At 60.3% G+C, this 21,888-nt stretch carries 19 protein-coding genes; 17 read left to right on the forward strand and 2 right to left on the reverse strand.

The genetic code is table 11. From position 1 onward, the window contains the following. The 3 genes from motB to ACVVH8_RS02760 all read left to right on the forward strand — a co-directional run bounded on the left by motB (nucleotide 1) and on the right by ACVVH8_RS02760 (nucleotide 3,033). A complete protein-coding gene (gene motB, locus ACVVH8_RS02750) occupies nucleotides 1–1,041 on the forward strand; it encodes a flagellar motor protein MotB (protein WP_103304652.1) in 1,041 nt (346 codons plus the stop codon). A gap of 90 nt (nucleotides 1,042–1,131) precedes the next feature. Further along, nucleotides 1,132–2,265 carry a sterol desaturase family protein gene (locus ACVVH8_RS02755; protein ID WP_103304653.1) on the forward strand — a complete coding sequence of 378 codons (1,134 nt, stop codon included), beginning with the start codon at nucleotides 1,132–1,134 and terminating at the stop codon, nucleotides 2,263–2,265. Between the two features lie 174 nt (nucleotides 2,266–2,439). Then, nucleotides 2,440–3,033 carry a hypothetical protein gene (locus tag ACVVH8_RS02760; RefSeq protein WP_475228371.1) on the forward strand — a complete coding sequence of 198 codons (594 nt, stop codon included), beginning with the start codon at nucleotides 2,440–2,442 and terminating at the stop codon, nucleotides 3,031–3,033. Between the two features lie 115 nt (nucleotides 3,034–3,148). On the opposite strand, the gene rsgA is transcribed toward ACVVH8_RS02760, so the two are convergent. Then, nucleotides 3,149–4,180 (reverse strand): small ribosomal subunit biogenesis GTPase RsgA, encoded by a 1,032-nt coding sequence (gene rsgA, locus ACVVH8_RS02765; protein ID WP_103304655.1) that lies wholly within the window; start codon nucleotides 4,178–4,180, stop codon nucleotides 3,149–3,151. A 107-nt stretch (nucleotides 4,181–4,287) separates the two neighbouring features. Here rsgA and orn point away from each other — a divergent pair, with 107 nt between their 5' ends. Further along, the gene (gene orn, locus ACVVH8_RS02770) at nucleotides 4,288–4,830 is read left to right on the forward strand and encodes an oligoribonuclease (RefSeq protein WP_401303418.1); all 543 of its coding nucleotides are present in this window, start codon (nucleotides 4,288–4,290) and stop codon (nucleotides 4,828–4,830) included. Between the two features lie 202 nt (nucleotides 4,831–5,032). Next, a complete protein-coding gene (locus tag ACVVH8_RS02775; protein ID WP_213028731.1) occupies nucleotides 5,033–5,647 on the forward strand; it encodes a trimeric intracellular cation channel family protein in 615 nt (204 codons plus the stop codon). Here the strand turns inward: ACVVH8_RS02775 and queG are convergent. Beyond that, nucleotides 5,629–6,708, reverse strand: a complete 1,080-nt coding sequence (queG, locus tag ACVVH8_RS02780; protein WP_475228373.1) for a tRNA epoxyqueuosine(34) reductase QueG — start codon at nucleotides 6,706–6,708, stop codon at nucleotides 5,629–5,631. The genes ACVVH8_RS02775 and queG overlap by 19 nt on opposite strands. Before the next feature lie 63 nt (nucleotides 6,709–6,771). Between queG and ACVVH8_RS02785 the strand changes: the two genes are divergently transcribed. The 12 genes from ACVVH8_RS02785 (at nucleotide 6,772) to ACVVH8_RS02840 (ending at nucleotide 21,781) form a co-directional block, all read left to right on the forward strand. Beyond that, nucleotides 6,772–8,271 (forward strand): NAD(P)H-hydrate dehydratase, encoded by a 1,500-nt coding sequence (locus tag ACVVH8_RS02785; protein WP_475228376.1) that lies wholly within the window; start codon nucleotides 6,772–6,774, stop codon nucleotides 8,269–8,271. Next, complete coding sequence (tsaE, locus tag ACVVH8_RS02790; protein ID WP_016985707.1) at nucleotides 8,259–8,729, forward strand: tRNA (adenosine(37)-N6)-threonylcarbamoyltransferase complex ATPase subunit type 1 TsaE; 471 nt, start codon at nucleotides 8,259–8,261, stop codon at nucleotides 8,727–8,729. The genes ACVVH8_RS02785 and tsaE overlap by 13 nt, the downstream gene beginning before the upstream one ends. A 57-nt stretch (nucleotides 8,730–8,786) precedes the next feature. Further along, on the forward strand, nucleotides 8,787–10,166 hold the full coding sequence (locus ACVVH8_RS02795) for an N-acetylmuramoyl-L-alanine amidase (protein WP_371919316.1): 1,380 nt from the start codon (nucleotides 8,787–8,789) through the stop codon (nucleotides 10,164–10,166). A 5-nt stretch (nucleotides 10,167–10,171) separates the two neighbouring features. After that, nucleotides 10,172–12,073: a DNA mismatch repair endonuclease MutL gene (mutL, locus tag ACVVH8_RS02800; protein ID WP_475231114.1), complete on the forward strand. Its 1,902-nt coding sequence runs from the start codon at nucleotides 10,172–10,174 to the stop codon at nucleotides 12,071–12,073. Then, complete coding sequence (gene miaA, locus ACVVH8_RS02805; protein WP_103304662.1) at nucleotides 12,073–13,044, forward strand: tRNA (adenosine(37)-N6)-dimethylallyltransferase MiaA; 972 nt, start codon at nucleotides 12,073–12,075, stop codon at nucleotides 13,042–13,044. Before mutL ends, miaA begins: the two co-directional genes overlap by 1 nt. A gap of 95 nt (nucleotides 13,045–13,139) precedes the next feature. After that, nucleotides 13,140–13,406, forward strand: coding sequence for an RNA chaperone Hfq (gene hfq / locus ACVVH8_RS02810; protein ID WP_095109354.1), 267 nt, complete (start codon nucleotides 13,140–13,142; stop codon nucleotides 13,404–13,406). Nucleotides 13,407–13,418: 12 nt separating this feature from the next. Beyond that, nucleotides 13,419–14,720: a ribosome rescue GTPase HflX gene (gene hflX / locus ACVVH8_RS02815; protein ID WP_103304663.1), complete on the forward strand. Its 1,302-nt coding sequence runs from the start codon at nucleotides 13,419–13,421 to the stop codon at nucleotides 14,718–14,720. Between the two features lie 96 nt (nucleotides 14,721–14,816). After that, nucleotides 14,817–15,992, forward strand: coding sequence for an FtsH protease activity modulator HflK (hflK, locus tag ACVVH8_RS02820; protein ID WP_103304664.1), 1,176 nt, complete (start codon nucleotides 14,817–14,819; stop codon nucleotides 15,990–15,992). Next, nucleotides 15,992–16,861: a protease modulator HflC gene (gene hflC / locus ACVVH8_RS02825; protein ID WP_007950723.1), complete on the forward strand. Its 870-nt coding sequence runs from the start codon at nucleotides 15,992–15,994 to the stop codon at nucleotides 16,859–16,861. Before hflK ends, hflC begins: the two co-directional genes overlap by 1 nt. A 313-nt stretch (nucleotides 16,862–17,174) precedes the next feature. Continuing rightward, entirely contained in the window at nucleotides 17,175–18,362 is a 1,188-nt protein-coding gene (locus ACVVH8_RS02830; RefSeq protein WP_103304665.1) for an ATP phosphoribosyltransferase regulatory subunit, read from the forward strand. A gap of 54 nt (nucleotides 18,363–18,416) precedes the next feature. Continuing rightward, the gene (locus ACVVH8_RS02835; RefSeq protein ID WP_085711159.1) at nucleotides 18,417–19,706 is read left to right on the forward strand and encodes an adenylosuccinate synthase; all 1,290 of its coding nucleotides are present in this window, start codon (nucleotides 18,417–18,419) and stop codon (nucleotides 19,704–19,706) included. 140 nt (nucleotides 19,707–19,846) lie between these two features. After that, on the forward strand, nucleotides 19,847–21,781 hold the full coding sequence (locus ACVVH8_RS02840) for a methyl-accepting chemotaxis protein (RefSeq protein WP_475228378.1): 1,935 nt from the start codon (nucleotides 19,847–19,849) through the stop codon (nucleotides 21,779–21,781). Nucleotides 21,782–21,888: the final 107 nt, after the last annotated feature.

Here is a 21,888-nt window from a genome sequence, read left to right on the forward strand (position 1 = left end):
ATGGAAAATAATCAGCCGATTATCATCAAGCGCGTCAAGCGCATAGCCGGCGGGCATCACGGCGGGGCGTGGAAAATCGCCTTCGCCGACTTCGCCACGGCGATGATGGCGTTCTTCCTGGTGTTGTGGCTGCTGTCCACCGCTACGCCTGAGCAGAAGATCGCCATCGCCGGCTATTTCAAAGACCCGGTCGGCTTCTCCGAAAGCGGCACGCCGTACATCATCGATCTGGGCGGTACGCCGACGCTGGCGCCGGAAAACACCCTCAACCCCGAGGTTAAATCCCAGCCGCAACCGGACAAGGTCACGGTCGACACCGAACAGGTTGAAGGCATGGCCGAGCAGGTTGAGAAAGAACGTCTGGAACTGCTCCTGCAAGAACTGCAGAACAAGGTCGACGAGAATCCGCAGCTGCAGAAATTCAAGGACCAGATCCTTTTCGAGATCACGCCGAACGGCTTGCGCATCCAGATCATGGACGCCGAGAACCGGCCGATGTTCGACTCGGGTTCTGCACGCCTGAAACCGTACTTCGAAGACATTCTGCTGGCCATGGCCGACACCATCAAAGCGGTGCCGAACAAGATCAGCATCAGCGGCCACACCGACGCCAAGCCGTACACCGGCACCGGCGATTTCGGTAACTGGGAACTGTCGGCCAACCGCGCCAACGCCGCCCGCCGTGCGCTGGTTGCGGGTAGCTATCCGGATGCGCAAGTGGCGCGGGTGGTCGGTTACGCCTCGTCGGCATTGTTCGACAAGGAAAACCCGTTCAACCCGGTCAACCGCCGCATCGACATCGTGGTGCTGACCAAAAAGGCCCAAGCCGCGATCGAAGGTTCGCAAGGTGCCGATCCGGCGAAACCGGCCGATGAGAGTCAGAACGGCGCCGCTCCGGCAACGCCGGTCGACCCGAACGCGCTACCGGCGGATCAGCAACCGGTACCGGCACACGAGTTGCGCGAACGGCTCAACCTGTTCGACGACGCCGCGCCGAAACCGGCCGAACCGGGCAGTGCGGCCCCCGCGCCGAAGCAGTAATCCATAAAAAGCCACGGTGACCGTGGCTTTTTTGTGCCTGCCTGCGTCGCATTGACCAGTCGCAGTTTTCGCAATCACGGAAGATCAGTTATGGAAAGACTCAAAGCCTATTTTCAGCGGCACGGCAACGCTCCCTTCAAATTCGGCGAGGGTCGGGTCAGTGGCTACATCTCGGCCACGCTCGGGCTGCTGAGCCTGCTGGCGGTATTCTGCTTCCTGTTTCCCGAATGGCTGACCACGGCCGAACTGCGCAAGGTCTACGACGAGCAATTCGCCCGTACCACGCTGTTGCTCGGGCTGGTGCTGTCGTTCAGCCTCGGCACCCTGAACATCCTGCTCAACAAGCGTAAACGCCTGGGCATCACCGGACTGGTCGCGTCAGGCCTGGCGGTGTTTCTCGGCGGCACCAATGTGCAGGTCAGCGAGATCGGGCAGACCCCTTACTCGCTCGGTCTGGACTGGTTTGTGCTGGCGCTGCTGATCTCGGCGCTCGTGTTTATTCCGCTGGAAAAGCTTTACTCAAAAGACCCCGAGCAGAACATCCTGCGCCCGCACTGGCGTACCGACCTGACCTACTTTTTCGTCAGCCACATGCTGGTGCAGTTCATCCTGATTTTCATCACCGCCTCGTCGAGCTACATCGCCGGTTGGGCGGTGTCGCCGGGCTTGCAGGCCAGCGTGCAAAGTCTGCCGCTGGTGGTGCAGTTCCTGCTCGCGATACTGGTGGCGGATCTTGGCCAGTACTGGCTGCATCGGCTCTACCATGTGGTGCCGTTTCTGTGGCGCCTCCACGCCGTGCATCACTCCAGCACGCACATGGACTGGCTTGCTGGCTCGCGTGTGCACTTCATCGAAATCCTTCTGACCCGCACCGGCGTGCTGGTGCCGCTGATGCTGCTGGGCTTCGCGCCGCAGGCGTTGAATGCCTACGTGATTCTGGTTGGCGTTCAAGCCGTACTGGCCCACGCCAACGTACGGATCAACGGCGGCTGGCTGAATTACCTGATCGTCCTGCCGCGTTACCACCATTGGCACCACGCCCGGCACAAGGACTACATCTACAAGAACTACGCGATCCATACACCGCTGGTGGACATGCTCTTCGGCACCTTCAAGCTGCCGCCGAAGGAATGGCCAGTGCGTTATGGCGTGTTTGGCAAAGAATTGCCGGGCGGGATTGTGCGTCAGCATCTGTATGCGTTTCGGAAGCCTGAGCCGAAGTAGGGCAGGTGGAGTTGGAGGAGCCGCGTTGATCGCGGCTTTTTCTTGGGGCTTTTGAATGGCTGCTTTTCGCGCGGGACCGTTCTTTTTCGCTGGCCTCAAGGCAGTTGGAAAGCACGGGTAGAGTGCTGGTTGTCATGTGTTGCTAAATGGATTTGAAGAAAGGGAGTGTCAGGCGTGAGTGTCGTAATTCCGGCGAATTTTATCGAGACGATTTATGTTTATCCCGACGAGGAGTACATCAAACCGTTCGGTAAGGCCTGGCTGCTTATGGAGTCCAGTACAAGGTGGATGTACGCCGTTCTTTTAGCGGCTTTTTTACTTGCGAATGTGTTCGGAAGGCGTGCATTTTCCGATCCCGGTGTTTATCTGGTGCTCGCCGGGGCTGCGATTATTTTATTCGTGACAGTGATCATCAAATCTGTGGAACGATCGGAGGCCAAGGCTCAGGCCGATGCAGTCCATCCTGACGACGACAATGTGCACGTGAGCTTTGATGCATCGAGTGTCACCATCGAAAAACAGTTGGGCGCAGAGCTCTATTGCAGCGTGATACCCCGCTCGGACATCAAGAAAATTTCCGGCTATGTTCAGAATGGCTGGTTCAGCGTGCGGGATCGCGGCGTTGTCATCGAGAGGAATGACGGCGCGCAATTTCGTTTTGTTTTTTCGCTGAAGAAGCCTCAGTGGAATGATTTTCTGCTTGGGTTTGAAGAGTCGCTGAAGCGGTTTGATTACTCGCTGGGGCCGCTGAGAAAATTTCAGGTGTGACCAGCAGATGTCTCAAGGCTTGATGCGAGGTCCTTGGCCAGATAAAACAATCGTCAGAACTTGAACATAAAAAAACCGCGAATCTCGCGGTTTTTTTACGCTTGAAGCTTGCTGGTCAGTAACCGTTTTCCGGCAGACTGGCGATGATCGAGCGATAGCTGTTCATCCGTTGCTGCTGCACGCGGCCATCTTCCAGAGCCTTGAGCAACGCACAACCCGGTTCACGGTCATGCTTGCAGTCGCGGAAGCGGCAGGTGCCGAGCAGGTCGTTGAACTCGATGAAGCCGGCTTCGACGTCGGCGCGGCTGACGTGGCCGAGGCCGAATTCACGGATGCCCGGGGAGTCGATCAACTCACCGCCGCCGGGGAAGTGGAACAGGCGTGCGGTGGTCGTGGTATGCGTGCCTTGGCCCGACAACTCGGACAACGGCCCGACGCGGGTTTCCACCTCAGGCAACAAGCTGTTGACCAGCGACGACTTGCCGACACCGGACTGACCGACGAACACGCTGATGCGCCCGTCGAGCTGCTGTTGCAGTTGTTCCATGCCGTTGCCGTGGTGCGCCGAGACTTCCAGCACCGGATAACCCAGCGTGCGGTAAACGGCCAGCAGGGCGTTGAGCGCCGGGGCGTTCTGCTCGTCGATCAGGTCGAATTTGTTCAGCAGCAGCAACGGGCGGATGCCGGCGTGTTCGGCGGCTACGAGGTAGCGGTCGATCAGGTTGGCATGCGGCTCGGGCAGTGGGGCGAAAACGATGACGATCATGTCGACGTTGGCCGCGACCGGCTTGAGCTGGCCTCGGCTGTCCGGGCGGCACAGCTCGGTGCTGCGCGGCAGTTGCGCGACGATAACGCCGATGCCCTGGTTGCCGGCACGCCAGACCACCTGGTCACCGGTTACCAGTGCGGGCAGGTTGGCACGCAAGTGGCAACGGAACACTTGGCCGGCGAGTTCGCCGTCCTTGGCCTCGACCTCGACCTGCACACCGAAGTGGGCAATCACCAGGCCGTGCTGTTCCGGGCCGAGGTCGCCGCCCTCCAGGGCTTCGACAGCCGAGGACTCGCGTTTGGCGGCGCGGGCAGCGCGCTCGCCCTGAATCTTTTCGATGCGCCAGTTTTGACGACGATTGAGTTGGCGTTTGGCCATGGGTGTTCCGTCTGAAGAATGCAGCGATTAGGTAAAACGGCCGCGAGTTTAGCACGCCCGGGCACCGGCCTAGGCTAAACTGCGCAGCATTGCCTAGGAGCCGAAATATGCAAAACCCGCAGAATCTGATCTGGATCGACCTGGAAATGACCGGTCTGGATCCGGATAACGACGTCATCATCGAAATGGCCACTATCGTCACCGACAGTGACCTCAATACCTTGGCCGAAGGCCCGGTGATCGCCATCCACCACAGCGATGAAGTCCTCGCGCGCATGGACGAGTGGAATACCCGCACCCACGGCAACTCTGGCCTCACTCAGCGCGTGCGTGACAGCCGCATCAGCATGGCCGAAGCCGAAGCGCAAACCATTGCCTTCCTGGAGAAGTGGGTGCCGAAGGGCAAGTCGCCGATCTGCGGCAATAGCATCTGCCAGGATCGCCGCTTCCTTTATACCCACATGAAAGCGCTGGAAAGCTACTTCCACTACCGCAACCTCGACGTCTCCACGCTCAAGGAACTGGCCGCCCGCTGGGCACCGGATGTGCGCGACAGCTTCAAGAAGGGCAGCACGCACCTGGCACTGGACGACATTCGTGAATCCATCGCCGAACTGCAGCACTACCGCAAGCACTTCATCAAGTTCTGATTGAGCGGTGTCTGCACTGACGTCTTCGCGAGCAAGCCCGCTCCCACAATTTGGAATGCGTTCCCCCTGTGGGAGCGGGCTTGCTCGCGAAGAGGGCGACAGAGTCCTCGGAAGATTCAAGTCAGAAATGCATCCCGGAGCGCGCCCCCTTCTGGTGCGGCGCTGAAATGGCTAGACTGCGCGCCTTCCTGCCTGGATCGCCATCATGCTGCTAATGCTCTACCTCGTTGCCATTACCGCCGAAGCCATGACCGGTGCCCTGTCCGCAGGCCGACGCGGCATGGACTGGTTTGGCGTGGTGCTGATCGCCTGTGTCACGGCGTTGGGCGGCGGGTCAGTGCGCGATGTGCTGCTCGGGCATTACCCGCTGACGTGGGTCAAGCATCCGGAGTACCTGGTGCTGACCACCGTCGCCGCGATGATTACTGTGTTTACCGCCCGCTGGATGCGTCATTTGCGTTCGCTGTTTCTGGTGCTGGATGCCGTCGGTCTGGTGGCGTTTACCCTGATCGGCTGCATGACGGCTCTGGAAATGGGCCACGGCATGCTGGTGGCTTCGGTCAGCGGTGTAATTACCGGGGTCTTCGGCGGCATCCTGCGCGATATATTCTGCAACGACATCCCGCTGATCTTCCGCCGTGAGCTCTACGCCAGCGTGTCGTTCGCGGCGGCGTGGTGCTACATGCTGTGCCTGTATCTCAATGTGCCGAGTGAACAGGCGATTTTGATCACACTGTTCGGCGGCTTTCTATTGCGTCTGCTGGCGATCCGGTTTCATTGGGAGATGCCCAAGTTCGTCTATAACGACGCGCCTTGACGCTCGGCATGTTGTTTCAGCGCCCACTCGACATGCTCGCGCACCAGCTCTGACGGATAGTCACGGCGTGCCTTCAAGGCTTCCAGCACCGGAATGCTCGACGGCGCATTACCGAGTCCCACTGCCAGATTGCGCAGCCAGCGCTCGTAACCGGCGCGGCGCAGCGGCGAGCCTTCGGTGCTGCTGAGAAACTTGTCTTCATCCCACATGAACAGTTCGGCCAGTTCGGCATTGTCGAGATTGTGCCGTGGCTTGAAATCGCTTTCCCCGGAAGGCTTGGCAAAGCGGTTCCACGGGCAGACGATCTGACAGTCATCACAGCCGAATACGCGGTTGCCGATCAACGGGCGCAGGTCTTCGGGGATGGCGTTTTTCAGTTCGATGGTCAGGTAGGAAATGCAACGCCGCGCGTCCAGCACGTACGGACCGACAAAGGCGTTGGTCGGGCAGATATCGAGGCACGCGGTGCAGCGGCCGCAATGTTCGCTGCTGTGCGGCTCATCCACCGGCAGCGGCAGATCGACGAACAGTTCGCTTAAAAAGAAATAACTGCCGGCCTTGCGGTTCAACACCAGGGTGTTCTTGCCGATCCAGCCCAGCCCAGCCTGTTCGGCGATGGCTTTTTCCAGCACCGGGGCGCTGTCGACAAACGCGCGAAAACCGAACGGTCCGATCTCGGATTGAATCTTGTCGGCCAATTGTTGAACACGTTTACGGATCAATTTGTGGTAATCGCGGCCCAAGGCATAACGCGACACGTAGGCTTTGTCCGGTTGCGCCAGGCGTTTGGCCATTTCGGTATCGCCCGGCAGGTAGTCCATGCGCAGCGAAACCACGCGTAAAGTGCCCGGAACCAGTTCGTCGGGATGCGAGCGTTTGCTGCCGTGGGCGCCCATGTAGTCCATTTCGCCGTGGTAGCCGGCCGCGAGCCAGCGCTCCAGATGCTGCTCATGTTCGGCCAGATCGAGGCCGCTGATGCCGACTTGCTGAAAGCCCAGCTCGCGGCCCCAATCCTTGATCGATTGGGCGAGGGCGGGCAGGTCTGTGGTGATGGCGGACATGAGGCGAGAGAAACCGGAGCTGAGGTGCGTATAATTCTGCCAGACATCGGAGCCCGAAGACGCATGCCGCACACGAAAGATGAATTACCCGACGCGCTGTACCGCGCCGCACAGGTGCGCGAACTCGATGCGCGGCTGATCGCTGCCGGTACGCCGGGCTTCGAATTGATGCAGCGCGCCGCCCATGCGACATGGCGAGCGCTGGTTCGGCAATGGCCTTCTGCGACTGAACTGAGCGTGTTGGCCGGGCATGGCAACAACGCAGGTGACGGTTATCTGGTCGCTGCGCTGGCGCGGCGGGCAGGCTGTACGGTTCGGGTGCTGGCGGTCGGTGACCCGCAGCGCTTGCAGGGTGATGCCGCATTGGCCCATGCCGAGGCGTTGGCTGAAGGCGTCACCGTGCAGGACTGGACTGCGCAAAGCGAGTTGCGCGGTGTCATCGTCGATGCCTTGCTCGGCACCGGCCTTGGCGGTGACGTGCGCGAGCCTTATGCCAGTGCGATCAAAGCGATCAATGCCAGCGGCTTGCCGGTGATCGCGGTGGATATTCCTTCCGGGCTCTGCGCCGATACCGGACATGTACTCGGTGACGCAGTCCGCGCCGACCTCACTGTCACCTTCATTGGTTTGAAAATCGGCCTGTTTACCGGTGACGCAGCGGATCACATCGGCGGGCTAGTGTTTAACGATTTGCAGGCCTCGGCCGAAACCTGTCGTGACATTCCTGTCAGCGCCGTACGCCTTAACGCGGCTAATCTTCCGCGATTGGCTGCACGTGCACCGGCAGCGCACAAAGGCCGATTCGGCCACGTGCTGCTGATCGGCGGCGATCACGGTTTCGGCGGGGCGATTCTGCTCAGCACCGAAAGCGCCCTGCGCAGCGGCGCCGGCATGGTTTCGCTGGCCACTCGCCCGGAACACGTGCCGGCAGCCTTGAGCCGCGTGCCGGAAGCCATGGCGCTTGGCGCTTCATCGGCCAACCAGTTAATGGGCTTGCTGGACAAGGTTTCAGTCTTGGTTATAGGGCCAGGTCTGGGGCAAGCGAGTTGGGGGCGGGCGCTGTTATCGGCTGCGGCCAACGCGCCGTTGCCGCAAGTGTGGGACGCTGATGCGTTGAATTTGCTGGCGACCGGCTTCGTCAGCCTGCCCAAGGATTGCGTGATCACTCCGCATCCGGGCGAGGCTGCACGTTTGCTGGGGATCAGTACCGCACAAGTGCAGGCCGATCGTCCTGCGGCGGCATTGGCGTTGAGCAAGAAATATACAGCGGTGGTGGTGTTGAAGGGGGCCGGCAGTCTGATTGCGCATCCCGATGGACGTCTGGCGCTGTGTCATCAGGGCCATCCGGCCATGGCCACCGCCGGTCTCGGCGATGTGCTGGCGGGTTTGGTCGGCGCACTGCTGGCGCAAGGCATGTACGGTTTCGATGCCGCCTGCCTGGCGGTTTGGCTGCACGCCAATGCCGGTATGCAACAAGGGAAATTCGGCCGTGGGCTGGCGGCCAGTGATCTGATTCCAGCCATTCGTCAGTTGTTGGAGGAGCATGCACCGTGTCTGAAGTAACCCTGTACCTGGCCGATGAACAGGCCATGAGCGACTTTGGCGCACGGATCGCCCGCGTGACCCAGGGCCATGGCCTGATTTTTCTGGAAGGCAATCTGGGGATGGGCAAGACCACGCTGTCCCGGGGCATCATCCGTGGGTTGGGGCATGTCGGTGCGGTAAAAAGTCCGACCTTCACGTTGGTCGAGCCCTACGAGATCGGCGACATCCGCGCCTTCCACTTCGACCTGTATCGCCTGGTCGATCCGGAGGAACTGGAGTTTCTCGGCATCCGTGACTATTTCGAAGACGACGCCCTGTGCCTGATCGAGTGGCCCGATAAAGGTGCAGGCTTTTTGCCAAAGCCTGACCTGACCATTACCATTAGCCCGCAAGACAGCGGGCGTTCGCTGAAAATTTTGTCCCAGGGGTCGCGCGGCGAGGCCTGGTGTGCCGCTTTGGCATTGGAATCCAATTAAATGATGGGGTTAGGTATGCGCTTTCGCGCGTTGGTGGCTGCCGCTGGACTGATATTGATGGCAGTAACCGTCAACGCTGTGGCCGATACGAAGGTCAACAGCGTGCGCCTGTGGCGCGCACCGGACAACACGCGGCTGGTCTTCGACCTCAGCGGCCCGGTGCAGCACAGCGTCTTCACCCTGACTGCACCGGATCGGCTGGTGATCGACATCAACGGCGCCACCTTGGGCGCACCGTTGAATGTGCAGACCGCGAACACGCCGATTACCGCGATGCGCTCTGCCCAGCGCACGCCGACTGACCTGCGGGTAGTCATCGACCTGAAGAAAGCCGTCACCCCGAAAAGCTTCTCGCTGGCGCCTAACGCGCAGTATGGCAACCGTCTGGTGGTCGATCTGTTCGACAACGCGGCCGATGCGGCACCAGCGCCTGTGCCTGCTCCAACGCCGTCAGTGGCGACCATGCCTGCGGTACCAGTCACACCTTCCGAACCGGCAATCAAGTTGCCGCCGGCCCCGCCTGGCAAACGCGACATTATTGTGGTGATCGACGCCGGGCACGGTGGTGAAGACCCGGGTGCGTCCGGCTCACGCGGCCAGCGTGAGAAAGACGTGGTGTTGCAGATCGCGCGCGAATTGCAGCGTCAGGTCAACGGCATGAAAGGTTTCCGCGCCGAACTGACGCGTACTGGCGACTATTTCATCCCGTTGCGCGGCCGTACCGAGATCGCCCGCAAGAAGGGCGCCGACCTGTTCGTCTCGATTCACGCCGACGCCGCGCCGTCTGCGGCTGCCTTCGGTGCTTCGGTATTTGCCCTGTCTGATCGCGGCGCCACGTCGGAGACCGCCCGTTGGCTGGCCGACAGCGAAAACCGCTCCGACTTGATCGGCGGCGCCGGCAACGTCAGCCTCGACGACAAGGATCGTATGCTCGCCGGCGTATTGCTCGACCTGTCGATGACCGCCTCGCTGACCTCCAGTCTCAACGTCGGTCAGAAAGTCCTGACCAACATCGGTCGTGTGACACCGCTGCACAAGCAGCGCGTGGAACAGGCCGGGTTCATGGTGTTGAAGTCGCCGGACATCCCGTCGATCCTCGTCGAAACCGGGTTTATCTCCAACGCCAACGAAGCCAACAAGCTCTCGGCATCGAGCCACCAGCAGGCGCTGGCACGTTCGATCAGCAGTGGCGTGCGCCAGTTCTTCCAGCAGAACCCGCCACCGGGCACCTACATTGCCTGGCTGCGTGATTCCGGCAAGATCGCCCAAGGCCCGCGTGATCATCGTGTCGGCCCGGGTGAGACCCTGGCGATGATTGGTGTGCGCTATCAGGTGTCGCCGGCGACGCTGCGCAGCGCGAATAACCTGAAAAGCGATGAGCTGAAAGTCGGTCAGCACCTGACCATTCCTGGCACCGAACTGGCGTCCAAAGAATGAATCAGGTGTTAAACGCAGCCCGCATCGAACTGCTCAGCCCACGGCTGGCGAACCAGATCGCCGCCGGTGAAGTAGTTGAACGCCCGGCATCGGTGATCAAGGAACTGCTGGAAAACAGCCTCGATTCTGGTGCCAAGCGCATTGATGTCGATGTCGAGCAGGGTGGCGTCAAGCTACTGCGCGTTCGCGATGACGGCAGCGGCATTTCGGCTGATGACCTGCCGCTGGCATTGGCCCGTCACGCCACCAGCAAGATCCGCAATCTGGAAGATCTGGAACAGGTGATGAGCCTGGGCTTTCGTGGTGAGGCATTGGCGTCGATCAGTTCCGTGGCGCGTCTGACCCTGACTTCGCGCACTCGCGACGCCGATCAGGCCTGGCAGGTCGAAACCGAAGGTCGCGACATGGCACCCCGTGTTCAGCCGGCGGCGCATCCGGTCGGCACTTCGGTGGAAGTCCGCGACCTGTTCTTCAACACCCCGGCGCGGCGTAAATTCCTCAAGACCGAAAAAACCGAATTCGATCACCTGCAAGAAGTGATCAAACGTCTGGCGCTGGCGCGTTTCGACGTGGCTTTTCACCTGCGTCATAACGGCAAGACCATCCTCAGCCTGCACGAGGCCCACGATGATGCGGCCCGCGCGCGGCGTGTGGCGGCGATCTGCGGTTCGGGTTTCCTTGAGCAGGCGCTGCCGATCGAGATCGAACGCAACGGTCTGCACCTGTGGGGCTGGGTCGGTTTGCCGACCTTCAACCGTAGCCAGGCGGATTTGCAGTATTTCTTTGTCAACGGCCGTGCGGTGCGCGACAAACTGGTCGCCCACGCGGTGCGTCAGGCTTACCGCGACGTGCTGTTCAACGGTCGACATCCGACGTTTGCGTTGTTTTTCGAGGTCGATCCGGCGGCGGTAGACGTCAACGTGCACCCGACCAAGCACGAAGTACGTTTTCGTGACGGGCGCATGGTGCACGACTTCCTCTACGGCACGCTGCACCGGGCATTGGGTGATGTGCGTCCGGAAGACCAGCTCGCCGGTTCCGTGACCACCGCCATCGTCCGTCCGACCGGCCTTGATGCCGGCGAATTCGGACCGCAAGGCGAAATGCGTCTGGCGGCCAATGCGTTGCTGGAGCAGCCGCAGGCGCAACCGGCATTCAACACCTCGTCAGGTGGCAGCGCTGGTGGCGCTTATCAGTATCAATACACGCCGCGTCCGCAATCCGCCGTGCCACCGGCCGCCGAGGCCCAAGCGGCGTATCGCGAGTTTTTCGCACCGCTGCCCGAGGCCAATGCCAACGCATTGCCGGCCGGTCAGGAAGACATCCCGCCGCTTGGTTACGCACTGGCGCAGCTCAAGGGCATCTACATTCTGTCGGAGAACGCCCAGGGTCTGGTGCTGGTGGACATGCACGCCGCTCACGAGCGGATCATGTACGAACGCCTGAAGATCGCCATGGCCAGCGAAGGCCTGAGCGGCCAGCCGTTGCTGGTGCCGGAATCGTTGGCGGTCAGTCAGCGCGAGGCTGATTGCGCCGAAGAACACGCGGCGTGGTTCCAGCGTCTGGGCTTCGAACTGCAGCGTCTGGGCCCGGAAACACTGGCGATCCGCCAAATTCCCGCACTGCTCAAGCAGGCCGAGGCCAACCGCCTGGTCGGTGACGTGCTGTCGGATTTGATGGAGTACGGCACCAGCGACCGGATTCAGGCACACCTGAACGAACTGCTCGGCACCATGGCCTGCCACGGCGCAATCCGCGCCAACCGGCGCCTGGCCCTGCCGGAAATGAACGGCCTGCTGCGTGACATGGAAAACACCGAGCGCAGCGGTCAATGCAACCATGGCCGACCGACCTGGACCCAATTGGGCCTGGACGATCTGGACAAACTGTTCCTGCGCGGTCGTTGATGAGCCAGCTTCCTCCAGCGATTTTCCTGATGGGCCCGACCGCTGCGGGCAAGACCGATTTGGCCATCGAGCTGACCAAGGTACTGCCGTGCGAGCTGATCAGCGTCGATTCGGCGCTGGTCTATCGCGGCATGGACATCGGCACGGCCAAGCCTTCCAAAGAGCTGCTGGCCGAATATCCGCACCGTTTGATCGATATTCTTGATCCGGCCGAGGCGTACTCGGCGGCGGATTTTCGTCGCGATGCCCTGCAAGCGATGGCCGAAATCACCGCACGCGGAAAAATTCCGCTGCTGGTGGGCGGCACGATGCTCTATTACAAGGCACTGGTCGACGGTTTGGCAGATATGCCAGCGGCCGATGCGGCCATCCGTGCGCAGATCGAAGAAGAGGCTGCACGCCTTGGCTGGCAAGCTCTGCATGATCAATTGGCGATCATCGATCCAGTGTCGGCGGCGCGGATTCACCCCAACGATCCGCAGCGCTTGAGTCGTGCGCTGGAAGTTTATCGGGTCAGCGGTCAGAGCATGACCGCGCTGCGCCAGCAACAATCTGCGCAAAGTACTGAAGCAGCCGCTTCGGGACTGCAACAATTGCCCTATACTGTCGCGAACTTGGCCATTGCCCCGGCAAATCGCCAGGTATTGCACGAGCGCATTAAACAAAGATTCACAAATATGTTGGAACAGGGGTTCATCGACGAGGTCGTAGCCCTGCGTAAAAGAAGTGACCTGCATTCGGGGTTGCCGTCTATACGTGCAGTAGGGTACCGCCAAGTCTGGGATTACCTGGATGGCAAGCTGACGTTGTCCGAAATGCAGGAGCGCGGAGTCATTGCCACGCGCCAATTGGCCAAACGCCAGTTCACCTGGCTGCGCAGCTGGGAAGATTTACACTGGCTGGACAGTCTTGATTGCGACAATCTGCCACGCGCCTTGAAATACCTTGGGACCATCTCCATATTGAGCTGAGTCCTTGCAATTGCCGTCTATCCTTGGGGGTGTGACGGCCAAAGCCATCTGAATTACCTATTTTTTATTATTGAATCCTTAAAGGAGTGCGGCACATGTCAAAAGGGCATTCGCTACAAGACCCTTACTTGAATACTTTACGTAAAGAGAAAGTTGGGGTTTCCATCTACTTGGTCAACGGTATCAAGCTGCAAGGTACGATCGAGTCGTTCGACCAGTTCGTGATCCTGCTGAAAAACACCGTCAGCCAAATGGTTTACAAACACGCTATCTCGACAGTAGTGCCGGTTCGTCCAATTCGTCTGCCTAGCGCAACCGAAAACGAACAGGGCGACGCTGATCCAGCTCCGGGTAACGCCTGATAGGAGTCTCCTTTGTTCTTTGAGCGCCACGGTGGTGGTGAGCGAGTCATACTCGTTCACTTGGATGGACAGGACCCTGAGGCGCGCGAAGATCCGCAGGAGTTTCAGGAATTGGCTAATTCGGCGGGCGCCGAGACCGTTGCGTTTTTTAACGTGCCGCGTCATCGGCCAACCGCCAAATTCCTGATTGGTAGCGGCAAGGTCGAGGAATTGCGCGACCTGGTACATGCCGAAGAAGCCGATCTGGTGATCTTCAATCACACCCTCACGCCCAGTCAGGAACGTAACCTCGAACGTGTATTCGAGTGTCGCGTGATCGACCGCACCGGTCTGATTCTCGATATTTTCGCCCAACGCGCGCGTACCCATGAAGGCAAGCTCCAGGTCGAACTGGCCCAGCTTGACCACATGAGCACCCGGCTGGTTCGTGGCTGGACCCACCTTGAGCGTCAGGGTGGTGGTATCGGCATGCGTGGTCCGGGTGAAACCCAGCTGGAAACCGACCGCCGTCTGCTGCGGGTTCGCCTGCGGCAGATCAAAGGGCGGCTGGAAAAAGTGCGCAGTCAGCGCGAACAGTCGCGTCGCGGCCGTTCCCGTGCGGATATTCCTACTGTTTCCCTGGTGGGCTATACCAACGCCGGCAAATCCACACTCTTCAATAACGTGACGAAATCCGACGTGTACGCGGCCGACCAATTGTTCGCCACGCTGGATCCGACCCTGCGCCGTCTGGAACTGGACGACCTGGGGCCGATTGTCCTGGCCGACACGGTGGGGTTCATTCGCCACCTGCCGCACAAGCTGGTCGAGGCATTTCGGTCTACGCTCGAAGAGTCGAGCAACTCCGACCTCTTGTTGCACGTGATCGATGCGGCCGAACCGGATCGGATGTTGCAGATCGAGCAGGTGATGGTGGTGCTGGGCGAGATTGGGGCCCAGGACTTGCCGATACTTGAGGTATACAACAAACTCGATTTGCTTGAAGGCGTTGAGCCACAAATCCAGCGCGACGAAAACGGCAGGCCGCAACGGGTCTGGTTGTCGGCGCGTGATGGCAGTGGTCTGGAATTGCTTGAGCAAGCCATTGCCGAGTTGTTGGGCAGTGACCTGTTTGTCGGTACCTTACGGTTGCCTCAGCGTTTTGCGCGTCTGCGCGCACAGTTCTTCGAATTGGGCGCGGTGCAGAAAGAAGAATACGACGAAGAAGGTGTCAGCTTGCTGGCCGTTCGATTGCCGCGCTCGGAGCTCAATCGACTGGTCAGTCGTGAAGGCGTTGTGCCGACGGAGTTCATCGAACAACACACTTTGCAATAAAAGCCTGAAAAAGCGGTTGTGCCGCAACGGCAGGCATTCTGTAGCATTGGTCGGCGCGCCGTGGGTGCGTCTTTGCTTTATCAGATGGAGAGCGCTATGGCTTGGAATGAGCCGGGTGGCAACTCGAACAATCAGGATCCTTGGGGTGGCAAGCGCCGCAATAACGGCGACCGCAAGGGGCCACCGGATCTCGACGAGGCCTTCCGAAAGCTGCAGGAAAGCCTGAACGGGTTGTTCGGTGGTGGTAAGAAACGCGGTGGTGATGACGGCGGCGGTTCGGGCAGGAGTGGTGGCGGCTTCGGCGGTCTGCTCGGCATCGGCCTTGTTGTGCTGGCGGCTGTCTGGCTGTACAGCGCGGTCTACGTGGTGGACGAGCAGGAGCAAGCCGTGGTGCTGCGCTTCGGCAAGTACTACGAAACCGTCGGCCCCGGCCTGAACATCTACTTCCCGCCGATCGATAAAAAGTACATGGAAAACGTCACGCGTGAGCGTGCCTATACCAAACAGGGCCAGATGCTGACCGAAGACGAGAACATCGTCGAAGTCCCGCTGACCGTGCAGTACAAGATCAGCAACCTGCAGGACTTCGTGCTGAACGTCGATCAGCCGGAAATCAGCCTCCAGCATGCGACCGACAGCGCCCTGCGCCACGTGGTGGGTTCGACCGCCATGGATCAGGTGCTGACCGAAGGTCGTGAGTTGATGGCCAGCGAAATCAAGGAGCGTCTGCAACGTTTCCTCGATACCTATCGCACCGGTATCACCGTCACCCAGGTCAACGTACAGAGCGCAGCAGCACCGCGTGAAGTGCAGGAAGCCTTCGATGACGTGATCCGCGCCCGTGAAGACGAACAGCGTTCGCGCAACCAGGCTGAAACCTATGCCAACGGCGTTGTGCCGGAAGCCCGTGGTCAGGCCCAGCGTATCCTCGAGGATGCCAATGGTTACCGCGACGAAACGGTCTCGCGTGCCAAGGGTGAGGCCGATCGCTTCACCAAACTGGTCGCCGAGTATCGCAAGGCGCCTGAAGTCACCCGCCAGCGTCTGTACCTGGACACCATGCAGGAAGTCTTCAGCAACACCAGCAAGGTACTCGTGACCGGCAACAAGAACGGCCAGAGCAACCTGCTTTACCTGCCATTGGACAAAATGATCCAGAACAGTTCGGGCAGCAATGCAGCGGTCACTGGTTCTGCCGCCGCCAGCAATAACACGGACGTCACGCCGCATGTCACTGACGTGCCGCAGTCGCGTACAAGGGAGACCCGCTGATGAGCAATAAATCGCTGATCGCCCTGATCGTTGGCGTTGTCGTGGTACTGGTGGGCTGGAACTGCTTCTACATCGTCGCTCAGACCGAGCGTGCGGTGCTGCTGCAATTCGGTCGTGTGGTGCAGGCGGATGTTCAGCCGGGCCTGCATGTGAAAGTGCCTTACGTTAACCAGGTGCGTAAATTCGACGCACGTCTGATGACGCTGGATGCACCGACACAGCGCTTCCTGACCCTGGAAAAGAAAGCCGTCATGGTTGATGCCTACGCCAAGTGGCGGGTGAAAGATGCCGAGCGCTTCTACACCGCAACTTCCGGCCTCAAGCAAATTGCTGACGAGCGTCTGTCCCGTCGTCTGGAATCCGGCCTGCGTGACCAGTTCGGCAAGCGCACCCTGCACGAAGTCGTGTCGGGTGAGCGTGATGCGCTGATGGCTGATATCACCGCTTCGCTGAACAAGATGGCGGAAAAAGAGCTGGGTATCGAAGTCGTCGATGTCCGGGTCAAGGCCATCGATCTGCCGAAAGAAGTAAACCGCAGCGTGTTCGAACGTATGAGCACCGAGCGTGAGCGTGAAGCTCGCGAACACCGCGCCAAGGGTAACGAGCTGGCTGAAGGCATCCGTGCCGACGCTGATCGTCAACGCCGCGTACTGCTGGCTGAAGCCTATCGTGAGTCCGAAGAGATTCGCGGTGACGGTGATGCCCAGGCCGCTGCGATCTACTCCAAGGCCTACGGTCAGGATCAAGAGTTCTACGGTTTCTACCGTAGTCTGCGCGCCTACCGTGAAAGCTTCGCGAACAAATCCGACGTCCTGGTCCTCGACCCAAGCAGCGACTTCTTCCGTTATCTGGAAAAGTCCAAGCCTTGACACGCCGTTGACCTGAATCATTCCGCCCGGCGGCTAAAACCTCGGGCGGGGTGATCCTTTGGGAAAACGTGTGTATGATGCGGCAGCCGGGAAATTCCCGGCTTTTTTGCGTCTGCACGTTTGATTGCTGTTTTTGCTGCAGAACATCGGGTTGAATGACTCGACAGTTTTTCGAGGAAAGTGATGGGCGAAGCCGGTATCAGGCCTTTCGCTGCGTCGTTCATGCGCGTGCGTTTTGAACGGACCGATCATTTTCTGCTTCACTCAAGGCTCGCCCTCGTGCTGGCCGCCCGGATCAAAGGGGAATGGCGTAATGGCAACGGTAGACCGCTGGCTGCTGCCAGATGGCATCGAAGAAGTACTGCCACCAGAAGCGGCGCGCATTGAAGTTGCGCGTCGTCAGGTGTTGGATCTGTTCCAGAGCTGGGGTTACGAGTTTGTCGTGACTCCCCATATCGAGTACCTGGAATCCCTGCTGACCGGCGCGGGCCAGGACCTGGATCTGCGTACCTTCAAGGTCATCGACCCGCAGTCGGGCCGGCAGATGGGTTTCCGCGCTGACATCACGCCGCAAGTGGCGCGCATCGATGCGCACACCCTGCGTCGTGAAGGCCCGAGCCGTCTGTGCTACGCCGGCAGCGTGCTGCATGCCCAACCGCGTGCACTGTCGTCCTCGCGCAGCCCGATCCAGTTGGGCGCCGAGTTGTACGGCGATGCCAGCCCGAGCAGCGACGTTGAAGTCATCAGTCTGATGTTGGCCATGCTGCAACTGGCCGATGTGCCGGATGTGCACATGGACCTTGGTCATGTCGGCATTTACCGTGGTCTGGCGCGCGCCGCCGGCCTGTCCGGTGAAGTCGAGCAGCAGTTGTTCGATGCATTGCAACGCAAGGCCATCGACGAGGTCATTACCTTGACCGAAGGCTTGCCGGCCGATCTGTCCGGCATGCTGCGAGCGCTGGTTGATCTGTGTGGCGGTCGTGAAGTGCTGGCTGCAGCCCGCGAGCGTCTGGCCAATGCACCGGCGCCGGTGCTCGCGGCACTGGAAGATTTGCTGGCAATCGCCGAGCGTCTGTCGGCGCGCTTCCCGGAGTTGCCGCTGTACTTTGATCTGGGCGAGCTGCGCGGTTACCACTACCACACCGGTGTGGTGTTCGCGGTGTTCGTGCCGGGCGTTGGCCAGTCCATCGCTCAGGGCGGTCGCTACGACGACATCGGCGCCGATTTCGGTCGCGCCCGTCCGGCGACTGGCTTTTCTACCGATTTGAAAACCCTGGTGACCCTGGGGCGTGCTGACATCGAGTTACCGTCTGGCGGTATCTGGATGCCTGACAGTACGGATGCGGCACTCTGGCAGCAGGTTTGCCAGTTGCGCAGTGAGGGTCAGCGTGTCGTTCAGGCTTTGCCTGGACAACCTTTGGCCGCCGCCCGTGATGCGGACTGCGACCGGCAATTGATTCAGCAGAACGGGCTTTGGCAAGTATCGCCACTGGCTTCTTGAGTTTTCCTGCCGGCCATCGCCGGCACCAAGTTTGCGCGAATGAGGACAAGTGTTATGGGTAAGAATGTCGTAGTCCTGGGCACCCAATGGGGTGATGAGGGCAAAGGCAAGATCGTTGATCTGCTGACCGAACATGCTGCCGCCGTAGTGCGCTACCAAGGTGGCCACAACGCTGGCCACACGCTGGTGATCGACGGCGAAAAAACCGTCCTGCACCTGATCCCGTCGGGCGTGCTGCGCGAAGGCGTGCAGTGCCTGATCGGCAACGGCGTGGTGGTTGCACCTGACGCCCTGCTGCGCGAGATCACCAAGCTGGAAGAGAAAGGTGTACCGGTGCGCGAGCGTCTGCGTATCAGCCCGTCCTGCCCGCTGATCCTGTCCTTCCACGTGGCGCTGGACCAGGCCCGTGAAAAGGCCCGTGGCGAGCTGAAGATCGGTACTACCGGTCGCGGCATCGGCCCGGCATACGAAGACAAGGTTGCACGTCGTGGCCTGCGTGTTGGCGATCTGCTGAACATGCCGCGCTTCGAAGACAAGCTGCGTGAACTGGTGGATTACCACAACTTCATGCTGGTCGGTTACTACAAAGAGCCGGCCATCGAGTTCGAGAAAACCCTGGCCGAGTGCAAGGAATACGCTGAGCTGCTCAAGCCGCTGATGCTGGACGTGACGGCCGAGCTGCACGACCTGCGTCGCGCCGGCAAAGACATCATGTTCGAAGGCGCCCAAGGTTCGTTGCTCGACATCGACCACGGTACCTACCCGTACGTGACCAGCTCCAACACCACCGCTGGTGGCGTGGCGACCGGTTCGGGCGTTGGCCCGATGTTCCTCGACTACATCCTGGGCATCACCAAGGCTTACACCACTCGCGTCGGTTCGGGTCCATTCCCGACTGAGCTGTTTGACGAAGTCGGTGCGCACCTGGCCAAACAAGGTCACGAGTTCGGCGCTACCACCGGCCGTGCCCGTCGTTGCGGCTGGTTTGACGCCGTTATCCTGCGTCGCGCTATCGATGTGAACAGCATCTCGGGCATCTGCCTGACCAAGCTGGACGTACTCGACGGCCTGGAAACCATCAACATCTGCACCGGCTACAAAGATGCACAAGGCAACGCCGTTGCGCCGACCGACGCTGACAGCTACGTAGGCCTGCAGCCTGTGTACGAAGAAGTACCGGGCTGGACCGAATCGACCGTGGGCGCCAAAACCCTGGAAGAGCTGCCGGCCAACGCCCGTGCCTACATCAAACGCGTTGAAGAGTTGATCGGCGCGCCGATCGACATTATTTCGACGGGCCCGGACCGCAACGAAACCATCGTTCTGCGTCATCCGTTCGCTTGATAAGTCGTTGATGTAAAAACACAAAGGCCCCTTGATCGGGGCCTTTGTCGTTTATGCCTGTTGGACGGCATGACCTTTGCTGTGAATCTCCCTACAAGAGTGCCATCAAATTAATGGCGTCAGAAGTAGAGGTATTCACAGTGTCGGCCGTTCTCTCACTGTTACAAAGCCGTTTGTTGCGGCCCGTGTTCGTTACCCTTGGTATCGCCCTTTTGGTGCAGGTGTTGGTGGCAGTCGCCCTGACACGGAGCACCGTCACGGCGCTGGAAGCTGATCTGGCCGTGCGCCTCGGTGCTGACAGCCAGAAGCTTTCCGGCGAACTGGAGCAGGCCGGGCGTGAAGTCACGTCGAGCCTCGATAACCTGTCCACCAGCACCCGTCAGCGTCTGACGGCTGGTTTGTCCTCGCGTCTGAAGGACGAACAGGCGCAACTGCGTACGACACTCGAAAAGGATCTGAAGGATTCGGCCAATGACATGGCCCAATTACTCGCCTCGGTCGCACCTCGCGCCATGTGGGACAGCGACGTACCGACCTTGTCCGAATTTGCCCGGCGTGCCCAGCGCAATCCCAATGTGCTGTTCGTAGTCTATGACGACGCCACGGGGCAACACCTGACCCGTTATCTCAATCGCGAAAACCCGATCAACAAGGCCTTGCTCGAAAAGGGCCAGGGCGAGCGTGCGCTGGATAAAGTGCTGGACGCGGCGAAGAACGATCCGTCGGTTTACTACCTCGAAGCGTCGATCAACCCGAACGGCGTAGAAATTGGCAAGGTGCTGATGGGGGTTTCCACCGCTTCGGTCGAGACCGATCTGGCGGCGCTCGACAAGCGCTTTTCGGCGCTGATTGCCAGCAGCGATCAGTTGGTCGGCGACAGCCTCAAGGGCGCCGCCGCTGACAGTGCCGCAGCAATGCAGGCGCGTCTGCAGTCGGCGCAGTCCACTGCCGCCGAAATGAAAGCCAACACGGCGAGTACCGTTCAGGACGCTGCCGCAACCCTGCGCTGGCGGATCGGTTTGGGCCTGGCACTGGTCGGCTGTGGCGTGCTGTTGCTGCTGGCGGTGGTACTCGGGCATCGGGTGGTCAATCGTCTGAAGATGCTCAACGCGGCAATGGACGATCTGGCGGCGGGTGAGGGCGATCTGACCAAGCGTGTGCAGATCAACAGCAAGGACGAGATCGGCGACATGGCCTCGGCGGTCAATCGCTTTGTGGATAAGTTGCAGCCGATCGTGCGCGAGGCGGGCGATGTCGCCCAGCGTACCGGCGTGGAAATCGGCGCGATGACCCTGCGCAATGCCGGCGCCGATGCGGCGGCGGGGATGCAGCGTGATGAAGTGGCGGAAAGCTTGCGTGCGTTGTCGCAAATGGCCGACGAAGCGCAATCGGAGAGCCACGCGATGCAGGCGGCGTTGAAGCAGGTTGTGGATATTCGCCAGGCCATTGACGAAAACACCCGCACGTCGGCCAAAGTTGGCAGTTTGATCGAGGCGTTGGCGGGGCAAGTCGATACCGGGGCTAAGGTCATTGAGCGGCTGGCGCAGCAGAGTGAGCAGATTGAAGTGGTGTTGACGGTGATTCACGGGATCGCCGAACAAACGAATTTGTTGGCATTGAACGCAGCCATTGAAGCGGCGCGGGCGGGCGAGACCGGACGTGGTTTCGCCGTGGTCGCGGACGAGGTTCGGGCGTTGGCGAGCAAGACGCAAAGTTCGACTGGCGATATTCAGGCGCACATCGTCGCGTTGCAGCAGGGCGCGCGTGAGGCAGTGGAGGCTATCGGTCAGGCCGGACGTCAGGCCAGCGAAGGTTTGCTGGTGCTACGCGACAGTGCGCGGCTGCAGCAGTCGGTACAGGCTTCGGTCGAGCAGGTGCATGCGGCGATTGGCTTGGCAACACAGGCCGCTGCGCATCAGGCGCAGGGGGCGCAGGCAGTGCGTGGGCGGGTCGAGACGATCCATGCTCAGGCCGAGAAAGCGGCTCAGGCGGTGGTGGAAACCACGGCCAGTGGCAAGGTGCTGGATGGTCTGGCGGCGCAGCTCAAGGCGAGTCTGGGGCAGTTCAGGGCTTGAGGTTGTCTGGGCGGCCCTCTTCGCGAGCAGGCTCGCTCCCGCACTAGATCGCATTCCTCTGATGGGACTCGGTCAAAATGTGGGAGCGAGCCTGCTCGCGAAAGCGC

It is taken from the genome of Pseudomonas trutticola BRTCR10 (genome assembly GCF_056155105.1).